This is a genomic window from Nocardia sp. NPDC055029 (genome assembly GCF_053608525.1).
The window spans coordinates 173,214-187,887 of the sequence record NZ_JBSGVQ010000005.1 but is presented as its reverse complement, the minus strand read 5'-3'; the positions used below and the strand labels follow the sequence as shown (position 1 = coordinate 187,887).

13 protein-coding genes are annotated in these 14,674 nt (G+C 63.5%); 11 read left to right on the top strand and 2 right to left on the bottom strand.

What is annotated here, in order from left to right; genetic code table 11:
- Positions 1-113: 113 nt before the first annotated feature.
- From ACWF9G_RS07150 to ACWF9G_RS07115, 8 genes are all read left to right on the top strand, one after another.
- The gene (locus ACWF9G_RS07150) at positions 114-665 is read left to right on the top strand and encodes a hypothetical protein (RefSeq protein ID WP_452514295.1); all 552 of its coding nucleotides are present in this window, start codon (positions 114-116) and stop codon (positions 663-665) included.
- A 40-nt stretch (positions 666-705) separates the two neighbouring features.
- The gene (locus ACWF9G_RS07145) at positions 706-1,473 is read left to right on the top strand and encodes a cupin-like domain-containing protein (RefSeq protein WP_452514293.1); all 768 of its coding nucleotides are present in this window, start codon (positions 706-708) and stop codon (positions 1,471-1,473) included.
- A 62-nt stretch (positions 1,474-1,535) separates the two neighbouring features.
- Positions 1,536-1,808 carry an acyl carrier protein gene (locus ACWF9G_RS07140; RefSeq protein ID WP_452514291.1) on the top strand — a complete coding sequence of 91 codons (273 nt, stop codon included), beginning with the start codon at positions 1,536-1,538 and terminating at the stop codon, positions 1,806-1,808.
- Positions 1,809-1,827: 19 nt separating this feature from the next.
- Entirely contained in the window at positions 1,828-2,283 is a 456-nt protein-coding gene (locus tag ACWF9G_RS07135; protein ID WP_452514289.1) for an ester cyclase, read from the top strand.
- Positions 2,280-3,629: a cytochrome P450 gene (locus tag ACWF9G_RS07130; RefSeq protein WP_452514287.1), complete on the top strand. Its 1,350-nt coding sequence runs from the start codon at positions 2,280-2,282 to the stop codon at positions 3,627-3,629. The genes ACWF9G_RS07135 and ACWF9G_RS07130 overlap by 4 nt, the downstream gene beginning before the upstream one ends.
- A gap of 73 nt (positions 3,630-3,702) precedes the next feature.
- The gene (locus tag ACWF9G_RS07125) at positions 3,703-4,590 is read left to right on the top strand and encodes a phytanoyl-CoA dioxygenase family protein (RefSeq protein ID WP_452514285.1); all 888 of its coding nucleotides are present in this window, start codon (positions 3,703-3,705) and stop codon (positions 4,588-4,590) included.
- Between the two features lie 45 nt (positions 4,591-4,635).
- On the top strand, positions 4,636-5,535 hold the full coding sequence (locus ACWF9G_RS07120; protein ID WP_452514283.1) for a phytanoyl-CoA dioxygenase family protein: 900 nt from the start codon (positions 4,636-4,638) through the stop codon (positions 5,533-5,535).
- A gap of 68 nt (positions 5,536-5,603) precedes the next feature.
- Positions 5,604-6,731, top strand: coding sequence for a glycosyltransferase family 4 protein (locus tag ACWF9G_RS07115; RefSeq protein ID WP_452514281.1), 1,128 nt, complete (start codon positions 5,604-5,606; stop codon positions 6,729-6,731).
- A 37-nt stretch (positions 6,732-6,768) separates the two neighbouring features.
- On the opposite strand, the gene ACWF9G_RS07110 is transcribed toward ACWF9G_RS07115, so the two are convergent.
- On the bottom strand, positions 6,769-7,305 hold the full coding sequence (locus ACWF9G_RS07110) for a DUF6879 family protein (protein ID WP_452514402.1): 537 nt from the start codon (positions 7,303-7,305) through the stop codon (positions 6,769-6,771).
- 156 nt (positions 7,306-7,461) lie between these two features.
- Positions 7,462-8,502 (bottom strand): 2OG-Fe(II) oxygenase family protein, encoded by a 1,041-nt coding sequence (locus tag ACWF9G_RS07105; protein ID WP_452514279.1) that lies wholly within the window; start codon positions 8,500-8,502, stop codon positions 7,462-7,464.
- Positions 8,503-9,263: 761 nt separating this feature from the next.
- Between ACWF9G_RS07105 and ACWF9G_RS07100 the strand changes: the two genes are divergently transcribed.
- The 3 genes from ACWF9G_RS07100 to ACWF9G_RS07090 all read left to right on the top strand — a co-directional run bounded on the left by ACWF9G_RS07100 (position 9,264) and on the right by ACWF9G_RS07090 (position 14,627).
- Complete coding sequence (locus ACWF9G_RS07100) at positions 9,264-10,874, top strand: ABC transporter substrate-binding protein (RefSeq protein WP_452514277.1); 1,611 nt, start codon at positions 9,264-9,266, stop codon at positions 10,872-10,874.
- Positions 10,875-10,948: 74 nt separating this feature from the next.
- Positions 10,949-13,579, top strand: coding sequence for an oligopeptide/dipeptide ABC transporter ATP-binding protein (locus ACWF9G_RS07095; protein WP_452514276.1), 2,631 nt, complete (start codon positions 10,949-10,951; stop codon positions 13,577-13,579).
- Positions 13,580-13,628: 49 nt separating this feature from the next.
- Complete coding sequence (locus ACWF9G_RS07090; protein ID WP_452514274.1) at positions 13,629-14,627, top strand: ABC transporter permease; 999 nt, start codon at positions 13,629-13,631, stop codon at positions 14,625-14,627.
- The last annotated feature ends 47 nt before the right edge of the window (positions 14,628-14,674 follow it).

The window sequence follows — 14,674 nt, the reverse complement described above, 5'->3', positions numbered from 1 at the left end:
GAAAACACATGCCAACAGGCGAAAACCTTCCCCGTACTTCTGTTCGAACCGCCGGTGGAGACGATATCGCGGTTCGCAACCTTCGGTTATCCGACCTGGATCAACTGGTGAGCATGGAGCGCACCAAGTGGGACCACGAACAGGCAGCGACAGCCGAGGAGCTGTTCGCGAGAATCGATCAGCTACCCGAACATGCCGCGGGCGCATTCTCGCAGGACGGGGACAGGCTCCTCGCGTCCATGTTCGCTCGGCCCGTCACCAAGGAAACGATTCGTGAGGCGGAGAATTGGAGAGCGTGTGCCTACGCCCCACTTCCCCCACACGGCAGTACCGATTGCCTGTTCGGCGTGAGTCTGACCAGTACCAGCTCCGCAGCGGCCGGAGCTCTCTTTCGCTCGTTCTTGCCGCAGCTGGCCGAATTGGGTTATCGGAACCTGTACGGCGGGTCGACCGTCCCTGGACTGCGCGAATGGATCAAGGCCAACCCGGAGGGCTCACCCCTCTCCTACGTGCGGGCGACAAACGATGACGGGGCGCCCATCGACCGGCAGCTTCGCTACTACTATTTGAACGGCTTCACGACGATAGTCTCGGTCAAGCCGAATTACTTTCCCCACCCGCAGTCCCTGGACTACGGGGTCGTGATCCACAGGTCTTTGATCTAGGGGAGAAGAAGTGCTGCAGCTACGACCGGCAACCGGACCATTGAGCGAGTACATCGCCAGAAAGGAACCCGCGTTCCTTCCGGGGCTGGCCGCCAGTTGGCCGGCCGTGCATCGGTGGGATTTCGACTTCCTCGGAAAGCTGCGGCCCGAGATGACCATCGAGTTGGTTCGGGGGGATCGTGAGAGCGCCGCGACACATTTCACCGAGTCGACGCTGGGAGCGTACATGGAGTTCCTCGCTCTCGACGATCCCGGCGGGGAATCCCTGTATCTCAAGGAATTCGACCTTTTGCGTAGGTTCCCGCAGCTTCAGGCCGACATATCGCCTCGAAAGAGACTCTTCCCACGGCGGGCGGTCTCCCCACCCCCCGGCGTCTGGGTTGGCCCCGCGGGCGCGCGCACCGGTGCTCACTACGACCTGCTGGGAAACATTGCCGTAGCGATCCGCGGAAACAAGCGCTTCCGCATAGCGCCGCCTGGTTTCGTCGAAGGGGCCGATGCGCTGTCCGCGAAGTACGACCCGTGGGCACGTCTTTCGGCCCGGCCCTTGGCGGAGATAGCCGCGGTGTCGACGAATTCCGACAAGAGTTTGTTCGAAATCGAGCTCCAGGCCGGTGACGCACTGTACGTGCCCGATCACTGGTGGCATGAAGTGTACAATCGCTCGGCCAGTATCCTGCTGAGCGGCTTCTTCGGTACCTACAAACACGTCGCGTTCAGCGCGATCCAGGTAGCGGCACGTCACATTCTGCACCTTGCGCACCTCGACCGTGTCACCGCGTGCACCTGCCACGAAACCACCGTCTGACCTTTGCCACCCGATCTGGTTCAGGCGCCGGTGAGTCGCTGCCTTTCCGACAAGGAGTACTGATGAGAGAGTTCGCCCTCGATGATTTGAGTCGACTGTATCGGGCGTGTGAAGGAGCCGACCTGGAACTCACCGAGAAGACACTCGACGAGCCCTTCGAGGAACTCGGGCTGGACTCGCTCGGCACGATCGAATTGGCCGAACGAATCCAGCGGGAATGGCACGTCCCCATACCGATGCTGCTACCGAATGAAACCGTCGAGATTCTCCGGACGCCGCGGCTCGCCCTCGAGTACGTCAACAAGCTCTTGGCCGCGCCGCACGGAACGCAATAGAAGCGGGAGGAGCTCACCGGTGACGCGAGCAGTCGACGACCTGATCACGACGTTCTACCGCGGTTTGAGCGGCGACGTCGGCCTACTCGACGGCGTGCTGGCCCCTGACTGGGTCGACGACTCGTCCGGGCCGGCGTCAGGCCGTGCGGGGATCGAAAGTCTCGTTGCCGCCATCGATCACGCGTTCTCCGACTTCACGATCGTGGTGCACATGATCGTCGACGGACGCGGGGAGGACGGCAACGGGATGGTGGCGGTCCGCGGGGAGATGCGCGGCGTACACGAGGGGGAGTGGCTCGGTGTTCCCGCCACCGGAAGAGCTGTCCGAATTCGGATTCACGAATTTCACCAGATCGCCGACGGACTCGTTGTCCGGTCCTGGGGCCTCGAGGATTGGTTCGGATGGCTTCGCCAGGTCGGGGCCGTCTGCGGCGATGGTCCAGGGATCTATGAAGGGAAACGTAGCGTCTCATGACAGAGCTCTCCTGCGAGATACCGACTGCGCCGGGCGCCCGGCCTGTGGTCGGCCATCTCCTGCCGTTCTTGAAGCAGCCCTTCACATTTCTGGCTCAGCTACCCGAACACGGTGATCTCGTGAAGATCCGCCTCGGCCCGAAGGCCGCTGTGGTGATCTGTGATCCCGGGCTGACGCGCAAAGTTCTGATCGACGACCGGACCTTCGACAAGGGTGGTCTGTTTCTGGAACGAGAACGGGAGTGGCTGGGCGAAAGCGTCGCCACGTGCACACACAGCAAGCATCGGCACAAGCGCCGCCTGGCCCAGCCTGCCTTTCATCCGAGACGTCTGGCGGACTATGCGCACACGATGACAACCCAGATAGCCTCCGTCGTAAACGGTTGGCATTCAGGTCAAGTCCTCGACGTGTGTCCCGAGATGTTCACGATCACCTCGAGGGTATTCGGTGCCGCCATGTTCTCCAGTACCCTGCCGACCGGGGTGCTGTACGAGGTGATCGGCGATCTCACCGCCACCTTCGACGGCACTTTTCAACGCACGCTGCTGCCCGACGTGATCAGCCGTCTACCGATTCCCGGTACCAGGCGGTACAACCACGCCAATCGTCGGCTGCGGAAGACGATGAACGGCATCATCGCCGATCGCCGCGCGAGCGGCATCGACAACGGGGATCTGCTCTCGGCGCTGATGGCGGCCCACGACCGTGAGAGTGACGCTCGGAGCAGCATCGACGACGATGTCAGCGATGCTGTCGTCACGTTCTTCGTCGCAGGAACGGAGACTACTTCCTCGGCGTTGGCGTGGGTGCTGTGTGTGCTCGCGCAACACCCCGACATCGAGGCGCAGTTGCATGCCGAGATCGATGCGGTGCTTTCGGGACGGCAGCCCGAATACAGTGACCTGGAGCGGCTGCAGGTCGCGAGCAGGATCGTCACCGAAACCCTTCGCCTCTATCCTCCTGCGTGGTTCTTCACACGGACAGTGACCGCCGGGGTGGGGCTCGGCCCCTACGATCTACCAGTCGGCAGCACCGTCGCCCTGAGCCCGTACCTCATTCACCGGCGGGCCGACCTCTACGACGAGCCCGATCGTTTCGATCCCGACCGTTGGCTGCCGGAACGCGCGGCATCGCCCCCGGGAAGCCTGCTGCCCTTCGGCGGCGGGGCCAGGAAGTGTATCGGGGAAGCCTTCGGGATGACCGAGGTTGTGCTGGCCTTGGTGATTATCGCGAGTCGCTGGCGGTTGCAGACCATCCCCGGTCTGCGCATCCGCCCCCCACTTTCCGTCTCCTTGGTACCAGGAGGACTGCATCTGCGTGTTCTCGACCGCCGGGCCGGTCGATGAGGGGCTGAAGTGAGTCCGGACAGCAATGACACAGCTTCCGGACGTCGTGTTGCCGATGTGAAAGAGGTGTTCGGTGTTCGAGTTGACAAGTGCTGAACAAGAATTGCTCCCTTCCGATGACGATGTCGAGTTCTATCGGGAGCACGGCTGGTTCATCACACCACGGTTGTTCACCGAGGAAGCGGTCGACGATGCGTTGAACGCATTGGAGGCGCATCATCGACGCGAGCGTGATTACGTCCTCCCGGGCGCGATCGACGAACTCTACGACTGGGCCCCGGGTGCGGTTCACCAGATCCGGTTCAACGACTATGTTGCGCTGACAAATCGCCGCCTCCGCGATTTCATGCTGCAGCCGATAGTCGCGGCCGTTGCAGCGCGGTTGGCGCAAACGAGCCAGATCAGATTGTGGCAGAGCAGTATTGTGTACAAGCAACCACAAACCGCCGGCGGCGATACCACTATAGGATGGCATGCCGAACGCGCCTACCTGCGTACCTGTACCTCCACCAATATGTTGACTGCGTGGATCGCTCTGCAGGACTGTGACGAGTCCATGGGTCCGGTGGTGATGATCGATGAAAGCCACCGCTGGCCCGATACCGAAGACATTCGTGCCATCAGATACGGCCGAACATTTTTCGGCGCCGATCCCGCATTGTTGCAGGACCGCCTCGAGCGCACCGGCATGCCACTGCGAACCGTTCCCATGTTGTTGCGCAAGGGAGAAGTCAGTTTCCATCACTGCCTGACGCTCCACAGCAGCGGCCCCAATCTGAGCGGGCGTGCCAGGGTCGGTGCAACAGTCGATATGCAGGATCGCGTGAATCGCTACCAACCGGTCTACGATCAAGCGGGAGAATTGCTCACTACTGCCAACGATCGGATGTGCCGCAAGCTACCGAACGGCGATTTCGACTACAGTGACCCCACAATTTGTCCCGTGCTGTGGGATAAGTAGCGCACCGTCTTAGATATTCTTTCTGTAGATTTGGAACGAGGTATTATGTTCGAGTTGTCGCCGACCGAACAGGAGTTGCTGCCATCCGACGACGATGTCGAGTTCTATCAGCAGCACGGCTGGTTCGTTACACCACGATTGTTCACCGACGAAGTGGTGGACGCCGCGTCGGCTGCCTTAGCGGCTCACCACAGGGGCGAGCGCGACAGGGCGTTACCCATCACGCTCGACGAGATGGACGACTGGATCGAGGGCTCGCCTCATCAGCTCCGATTCAACGATCACGTCGCTCTGACCAGCAACAGTCTCGGAAGCTTCATGCTCCAGCCCTTGATCGGGGCCATTGCGGCGCGGCTGGCGCAGACCAGTCAGATCAGGCTCTGGTTGAGCAGCTTGATATACAAGCCACCGCGCACGGAGCACACCATCGAATGGCATTCCGACCGTGTTCATTGGCACACCTGTACCTCCACCAAAATGTTGACCGCGTGGATCGCCCTACAGGACAGTGACGAATCCATGGGACCCGTGATAATGATCGATGGGAGCCATCGATGGTCGGATACCGAGCAAATACGCGCGGTTCGCTATAATGACGAATTCATTTTCGGCGCAGACCCGGAAAAGGCGGACAGTTTGCTCATGGGCACCGGAATGCCGATTCGTCGGGTGCCGCTCTTGTTACGCAAGGGGCAAGTGAGCTTTCACAGCTGCATGACGATTCACGGCAGCGGCTCGAATCTGAGCAACCTTGCGAGAGTAGGACTGATCGTGCACATGCAGGATGACGCGAACCGATACCAACGGGTTTTCGACGAAAATGGGAAACTGCACTCACATGTCAACGATCAGATGTGTGGCCGACTCCCGAACGGTGATGTCGACTACAGCGATCCCAAGATTTGTCCCGTGCTCTGGGATACGGCTGAATCCCCTCTCCGGTGACTATCGAGGTGGTGCCGAGCAGGGATGGAGGGTTAGGCGTGAGGCCGGATGTGAGGCGCGCCGGCGAGGTGCGTGTTCTCTTCGTTGCGACGGTCTTCGACGGCGGGGTGGAAGCGGTGCTCGAGGTGCTGATACGGGGGCTGGAGGAGCGTGGTGTGCGGTGTGGGGCGTACGCGCCACAGGGCAGCCCTGGTCGGATCGGGTCGCTGTGTGCGCTCGGCGTGTGGATCGGGTCGCCCGCGCCGGTGGCGGGACGACTCGCGCGGGGTGATTTCACGGTGGTGCACGCGACATCGGCGTGCCCGACCTGGCCCGGTCTCGGTTCGCTGCTGCGGTGGGCGGCGCTGTTCGCGGGGACGGTGGTGACCGCGCACGTCAGCACCCCGACCGATGTGACCGAGGTGCGGTTCGACGGGTACACAGCGGTGTCGGCCGACGCGGCCGCGGCGTTGATCACGCGCACGGCGACCTCGCCTCAGGTCATCGCGAATGCTCCGGATGTGGCGGTGTGCACGCCGGGGCCAGGGCGGGCGGGTGCGCGTCCCCAGCTGCTGTGGGTGGGCCGGGCGGTGGATACCGACTGGCCGGCCAAAGGCATCCACGGGCTGTTGTATCTGGTGGCGGCCGGTGTGCTGGCGGATTTCGAGGTCGTGATCATCGACACCGACGACAATGCGGAGACACTGGGGCTCGACGATTGGCTGGCCGGGCGGGTGGACTACCGGCCCGGCCTGTGTTCGAAAGCCGCTCTGGTGCAGTTGTATCGGGATGTGGCCGCCGGTGGTGGCGCGCTGATCTCGACCTCGCGGTCCGAGGGGCATCCGATGGTGATGATCGAGGCGATGGCCTCGGGCTGTCCGGTGATCGTGCCCGACAGTCCCGGCTTCGACATGGTCACCGATGGAGTGAACGGGCTGAAATACCGTCGGCGCGCGGCATTCTCCGAGATTCCCCGGTGTCTTCGCGAGCTCGGAGATCCGCGGATCCGGGAAAGGATCGTCGCGGGCGCGTTGGCCTCGGTCGCCGGAGACGGGCACCCGGATCGAATGGTCGAGGCGTACCTGCGGGTGTATCAGTCGTTGCCGCCGCGATCGTTCGGGCATCGGGCCGGAGGCGTGCTCGAACTGGTTCGGGGGTCGTTGTGGCCTCGACGATCGGGTGCTCGAACGGCGCCGGTATGGGGTTGCAGCAACTGAGTCGCGCTGAACCCCAGGGCCGTTCGACGCCAGTCGGCTATCGATCCGCTGGAACGTAGTCGGTGTGGGGGACAGCTTTTGCCCACAGCGCGTCGCGCACGGCGATCGCGCGTGCGACTTCGACCGGATCATCCGTCAGCCCGTAGCCCACGAAATCCTCCTCATCGAACAGCGTCCAGGCAAGCGTGTCGTCGTCGATCAGGCACCACTCGTCCGTGGTGTAGTCCTCCGGATTCAACCAGTGACGGGGGAGCCAGCGAATATCTTCACCGTGTGCCTGGTTGCGCCCGGTCACCGCGTGGAGAAAACGGATGTACTCGGTCAGGGGTTCGGTGACGACCCGGACACGTTGCATGGCGACTCCTCTGGCGGTGGTCGCGTCGCTCAGGTCCTCCCATTCCTTCCACAACACCGGGTAATCGTCCGGGTCGAGCGGCACCAGGCCGGCCTGATATCGGCGCATCGGTTCGTGTTCGTCGCTCACGACATGCTCATCCTCCACCTCGAATTGGAAGGCGCGGTACCGAGCCTGCTCGAACAAAGAAGCCAGGTCGGACCGAGGAAGAAACAACACAGTCACCGCCCCCCGTCGATCGACCGTCGGCTCCTGGCATGACCAGGGATATTCGGGCTGAATCGACTACTCATTGAATCGCATCCGATCTCGATATGCTCGGGCAGTCTGGATTGCCCGAGCTGGGAAGGGTTTTGGTCTTCGGCCAGGAGAATCTCATGGCTGATCCGTCAACAAACGGCATCGTTCGGACAGTCTGTCGGCAACCCGTGTCATGAAATCTCTGCCCCTGATCGACGGATGTTTCGGATGGAACCCCGGCAATACTTTGACGAGCGCCGCTTCATAAGGATGAAGCGTGTAGAGAACGGTCACCCGGGGCACGGCGCGCTGGGTGGGATCGCGTGGCACGCTGACACGATGAGTGCAGGCACGAAAGCGATCGTTGCTGATAAATCTGAGCCATTCTCCGCTGATGACAACAAGGGAATCAGCCGGGGTGCACACCCTGCTCCACGCCTTGCTTCGAGGGCGATATACCTGTAGCCCTTCTACCGGACTTCCCGTCATCAAGCTGAGCAGCCCATAGTCCTCGTGGGACAGCACGCGGGCCGGCGATGCAAGGTCGTCGACGGGAGAGCTGATGGGCGGGTAGTGATTCAATCTCAGCACGTCGTTCGTGGGGGAGATGTCCTCGTCGTAGAGCGAAAGATCGACGTCCAGGTACCGGAGCAGAGCTCTGCCGAGCTGCGGGGTCAACTCCTCGCACGCGTGCCAGAAACCTCTGAATGCTGCTTCGAATTTCTCGTCCGGCCAGGAGGCGAGAGCCTTGTCCGCATCTTCCCCGGTGATTCGGAAGGCGGATCTGTCGAATTCCCATGCTTCCACCGCATGCGGCAGCGCAGGCATGCTCTCCTGGAGTGGTACGTACCCCAGATAATAGGGCTCACCATAGGCACAGTCCGTTGAAACGAACTTCATTTTCTGTTCATTGGATGTCGTTGTGAAAATGTTCAACGCATTGGCATCGGTGGTCTGAAATTCATCGGCGTCGATACCGTGGTTGATCAGAATCGCGATCCCGACGTCCTCCATGGCGGTACCGAGCTGGTTGATGAAACGATCTCGTGCCGCCGCGTCACCGTGCAGATCCGCCATGTCGCAGACCTGCGGGCGGAAATTGTCGTCGAAGTTGTCGCCGGGGCTCTCGACGAGCGTGTACCCGGAATAGTCGGAATCGGTTTCTTTGTCGCTCACGCCTTCACCCCTGGACGCATGATGATATCCGAGCACAATAACTCGGGCCGGTGCCCGACAATAATCGAGTAGAGGTACACAATAGAAGCACGGACCAGATCGGTGAGACTGTTGAGGCCGTGTCCGTCCACGTCTCGGCTGTCGCGGACTGTACTGTATTCAACATCGCATCACCACAGGCGCGCTGTCAATAGATGTCGCACATTATGGCGCCTTTCGCGTCGTGGACCGGATTCGCAACGCGTGCACAGCGATCCGAGGAAGTTCGCCGAGTGTCAAGCCCTGTGGACTACAACCTTCGGCGCCGCGGGCCCCGCATCTCCCGGTCTTGCTTCGACTTCCGAAAGCCCGTCGGACGCCGCCATAACGCAGGCATCTGTGCACGCTGACATCGGCGCGCCGCCCGACTCCCAGCGCGCCGACGCTCGCCGTGGAGTCCCAAGTTCGGTTGTGCCACACCTGATTTCGGCATGTGGATCCGGATTGCTGTGTGACACTGATGATTCGGAACATGTGTCGGGTCGCCGCGATGGTTTGGCGGCGGACCTCGGAACGAAATCGGATGTCGCTCGCGATGCCGGTAGTGCTTGGCACCGCGCCCGCGAAGGCTTGGGGGTCGTCATGGGGTAGGTCGCACGTTCGTCGCCACACATCAGACGCGAGTACGACTGCCGCGAGCGCTGCGGTTTCGCACGATCGCGGACGCAGGGTGCGGCGATGGCTTCGCTGGTGATCGACGACTCTGAAAGGTGCGTTGCGACATGAGCACGACTGCGGACCGACGGACGTTCCTGAAGGCCACCGCGCTCGTCGCGGTGGCGGAAGCCCTGGGGGTATCGGCGCTGTTGTCGGCATGTTCGGGCGGATCCCGTGGAGCCGGAACGGTCGGTGACACGATCCGGTTCGGATTCCTGGCGGACATGCAAGTGCCCGACCCGGACATCTTCTACGAGGGAGAGGGTCTGCAGGTCACCCTGAGTGCCTACGAAGGCTTGGTCGCCTACAAACCCGATTCGCCCGAGATCGGGCCCGGACTGGCCGAGACGTGGACGATCTCCGACGACGGGCTCACCTATACGTTCGAGCTACGTGCCGGTGTCACCTTCCACGACGGAACGCCGATGACGGCCACCACGTTCATCAAGAGCTATGCACGGCGTTCCGCCGTCAACCAAGCGCCTGCCTACCTGATCGCCGACATCGAGTCGATGTCGGCGCCCGACGACTCCACGCTCGTGATCGAGCTCAAACAACCTGTCGAACCGTTCCTCGATTATTTGGCCTGCCCTTGGGGGCTCAAAGCAGTGAGCCCGACCGCGGTGCAGGACCACAGCGTGAACGATGATCTGGCCCAGGGCTGGTTGAGTACGCACGATGCGGGAACCGGGCCCTATCGGATCACCGAGTTCGTGCCGAGCAGCCATTACACGCTCACCGCCTACGAGGGCTACTGGGGAACGAAACCGGAATTCACCACACTGCGTATCGAGATCATCCCGGACATCACGACGCAACGCCTCCTGCTCGAGCAGGGCCAGTTGGACATTATCACCAAGGGCCTGCCGATCGCCGCGATCGAGGCGATGAAGACGAACCCGGCGTTGACTGTGACGGAACATCCGACGGCGTTCAAGTCCTCGATCTTCCTGAACTGGAAGAAGGGTGCGTTCTCCGATACCGGGTTCCGTCGAGCGATGCGCAAGGCGGTGGACGTTCCCGCGCTGATCGAACCCGCCTACGGCTCGACAGTCTCACGATCCACCCAGTTCTACCCTGCCGGAGTGTTGCCGGACGGGGTCGCGCCGGATGCGCCCGACCACGACGTCTCCGAGCTGACGGCGCTGATCGCGAAACTGCCGGACAGCGACAAGCAGATCGACCTCGCCTACGACGAGGCCGGTGGTGCCACCGATGCCCGTGTTGCCGAACTCCTCCAGACGCAGCTGGCAGCGTTGGGACTGGCCGCGACGGTGCGGGCCATGCCGACCTCGCAGGTATTCGCACTGCATTCGACGCCGGTCGGGCAGCAACCGCACATGCTGGTCCACGGGTCCGGCGGCGACGCGCTCAACGCCGACACCACACTGCGGATCTTCTTCCGCACAGGCGTATCGCCGATCAACTGGTTCAACTACTCGAACACCGTGCTGGACGCGGTCATGGACGCCGGGAAGCGATCACCCAGCAAAACGGCGGCCGAAAGGCACTGGGTCCAGGGCGCTGAGATCGTGATGGATCAGGCCTGGGTCATCAACCTCTGCGACATCGAAGACGTCATCGTGACCGCCTCCGGCATCGGCCAGATCGTCCACACGCTGCTCGGCACGGGAATGGTGCCTGTCAACCTGCTTCGGAAGGTGACAGCGAGGTGAAGCACTTCCGTACCGGAGCAGCCGACGGGGACGAAGGTGGGCGGCCAACCGGCACGCTCGCTCCCCGTGCCTGTGTGAGCGACCTCGAGGTGACGTTCCGCCGCCGGGGCGTCGCGCTGCGCGCGGTTCGGGGAGTGAACATCGATATCGCGGCCGGGGAGATCATCGCGCTCGTGGGCGAGTCCGGTTCCGGCAAGAGCGTTGTGGGGCTGAGCCTGCTCGGAGTGCCGGTCGGCGATCCACCTGCCGTCGTCACCGGGCGGGCAGAGGTGTGTGGCGTCGACATGGTCGCCGCCTCGCCTGCCGAGCGACGCAGGGTCCGGCGCGCCCACCTGGGTGCGGTGTTTCAGAACCCGATGACATCGCTGAATCCGACGATGCGGATCGGCGACCAGGTGCGGGAAGTCGCAGGCTCGACCGCGGAGGCGGTCCGGCTGCTCGACCTGGTCGGGGTCGCGCAGGCAGGGCGCAGGCTTCGGTCGTACCCCCACGAGCTTTCCGCGGGATTGCGGCAACGGGTCATGATCGCGATCGCGATCGCCGCGCAGCCGGATCTGATCATTGCCGACGAACCGACCTCGGCGCTCGATGTCACGGTGCAGGCGCAGGTTCTGGCGTTGCTCTCCGACCTGCGGGCCGAGCTCGGTTGCTCGGTGTTGCTGATCACCCACGACATCGGCGTCGCCGCAGAGGTCGCCGACCGGGTCGCGGTCATGTACGGCGGCCGCCTCGTCGAAATCGGCGCCATGACCGATGTCCTCGCCACTCCATCTCACCCCTACACGGTCGGCCTCCTGGGTTCGCGACTCGATCTCGGCCTGCCGTTGGGCCACCGAATACCAGTGCTGACCGGAATGCCCCCGAATCCCGGTGCCCTTCCGCCGGGTTGTCCGTTCGCTCCGCGATGCGCGTTGCGCACCGACGACTGCGAGAAGTCGCTGATCCCCCTGGTACCGGCTGCCACCCACACCGGTCTCGCGGCGTGCATCCTCCCGGCAGAGGTCGACCGGACCCAGGTACGTGGGCCGACTCCCGCGTTCCCGCCGCTGGGCCTCCCTGACCGCTCGCGACCGGCCGTACGCTGCACTGCCGTCGGCAAGGACTTCCGAATTCGCAACGGTCTGGCCAGGCGCGAGGTGCTGTCGGTGCTGCGCAACCTCGACCTGCAGGTGGAAGCAGGCGAGTCCGTTGCGGTGGTGGGCGAGTCCGGATCGGGCAAATCGACACTGCTGCGGATGCTGGCCGGATTGGAGAAGCCCGACAGCGGTGTCATCGAGCTGTCCGGGTCATCGACGCAGATGATCTTCCAGGATGTCAGCGCGTCGCTGACACCGTGGCTGACCGTCGGCCGACAGGTCGGTGAACCGCTGCCACGGACACTCGGCCGGGACGACCGCCGGGCACGGGTGATCGCAGCGCTCGAACGTGTGGGGCTGCCGGCGGACGTCGCCGACCTCCGGGCCAACAGCTTGTCTACCGGGCAGCGCCAGCGCGTCGCGTTCGCGCGGGCGACGATCGTCGTACCGGCAGTGTTGCTGTGTGACGAGCCGACCTCGGCGTTGGACGCGCCGCTGGCGGCGTCGACGTTGAACTTGATTCAGACGCTGCGGCGCGAGTTCGGGTTGACGGTCATCTTCGTGACCCACGATCTGGCTGCGGCGCGTTTCATCGCCGACCGCGTCGCCGTGATGTATCGCGGGGAGATCGTCGAGGTCGGTGCCGCAGAGGAGGTGGCCCACGCACCGTCGCACCCCTACAGCAAGGCATTGGTGGCTGCGGTGCCGACTATCCGGAGCGCACCAAAACAGCAGCGCAGCAAGCCGACAGGGGAGTCGAACGTTCCGACGTCATCCTTGCTCAGCAGTGGCGCGGGCAGTGAATCGGCGCCCGAAGCAGTAGCGCCGCGCCGACGCGTCAAACCAGGTGATGTGATCACGTTGTGTGTGCTGGCGACCCTGATCGCCGTCATGCTCGGCGCGTCGTGGATTGCCCCCTTCAACCCCGATCTCCCGGTCGGGCGCCCGACAACCCCACCCAACGCGGCGCATTGGCTCGGCACCGACGAGGTCGGGCGCGACATCCTGAGCCGCGTCCTGATCGGCATGCGCTCCAGCTGGTGGGGTGCCCTCTGTGTGATCGCGTCCGGGATTGTCTTCGGCGGCGCCGTGGGGCTCGTCGCCGGCACCCTCGGCGGGGTCGTCGACCGGATCCTGATGCGTATCACCGATATCTTCATCGCCCTGCCTGCGTCCTTGCTCGCGATCGCCGTCGTAGCCGCGATCGGGCCGTCGTATGTGCATACGCTGGCGGCGGTGGCACTCGTGTGGTGGCCGCTGTACGCGCGCGTTGTCCGGGGCGAGGTGACCAGGCTCCGATCGCTGCCGCACATCGACGCCGCGCGGCTGTCCGGTGCGGGCCGATTCCGGCTCGGCTGGCTGCACCTGCTACCTGGCGCGTGGCCGCCGACCATTATCGCGGCCAGTCTCGACGTCGGCGCCTTGATCCTGATGCTGTCCGGCCTCTCCTTCGTCGGGCTCGGTGCTCCCGCGCCTGCTCCCGAGTTGGGTGCGATGTGCGCGAGGGGACTTCCCTATCTGCTGGATTCCTGGTGGGTGCCGATCATGCCCGCGATCGGGCTCTTCGTGCTCGCCACGATCGCGAACTTCGCCGGTGACGTCATTCGCGACCGCCTCACCGATCGCTGACCGCCAGCCGGCATTGCCCCTTTCTTCCACCGCGAGAAAGAAACTCCGAATGCTCGAAGTCATAGCCCGGCGCGGCAGTTCGACCATCGTCGTGCTGCTCGCGCTCGTCGCGGTGGTGTTCCTGCTCCGGAACGTCTCGCCGGTCGATCCGGCTCGAGCGTTCGTCGGCGACAGGGCCTCCGCCGAGGTCGTCGAGCGAGCACGGCACGAACTCGGTCTCGATCGGCCGCTGCCGGTGCAATATGTCGACTACGTCGAGAAGGCGGCTACCGGCGACTTCGGGCAGTCCGCGGTGACGCGGCGGCCGGTCAGCTCCGATATCGCCGACTTTCTGCCCGCCACAGCGGAACTGATCATCTGTGGCTTTGTGCTGGCCGTTCTGCTCGGCTTGCTGCTCGGTATGGCGACAGCACTGCGGTGGCCCGGGTCGGGCGCCCTTCGATTCGTGCTGATCGGCGGATCGTCGATGCCGATATTCCTCGCCGCCTTGCTCGGAATCCTGTTGTTCTACAAAGAGTTCGGAGTTCTCCCCGCGCGCGGACGCAGCTCCTACAGTGACGCACCCGACGGACCGACCGGGTTCCTGCTCATCGACTCGCTGCTTGCCGGGCGGCCGAGCGTATTCATCGATGCGGTCGAGCACTTGATTCTTCCCGTCGTGTGCTTGTCCATGGTCCCCGCGGTCGCTATCGGCCGGGCACTCCGGAGCAGCCTGCAGCACACCCTGCGCTCGGACTTCGTTCGCACCGCCCGTGTCAAAGGCATGACCGAGCTACGCGTCGTCGTCAAACACGCGTTGCGGAATTCGGTGAACTCGACACTGGCGATCGCGGGTATGCAGGTCGCTGCCATGTTCGGAGCCGCCATCCTGCTGGAACTGATCTTCGCCTGGCCCGGCCTCGGCCTCTACACCGCGCAAGCCGTCAAAGCCGGCGACTACACCACTATCGCCGGAATCACCCTGACACTCGGTGCGATCTACGTCCTGACGAACTTCCTCGTCGACCTCGGTCAAGCACTTGCCGATCCCCGGACCCCTGCTGACTGATGAGCGCGACAGATTCGGCGATCGAAACGGCCGTCGACAGCTGGCGG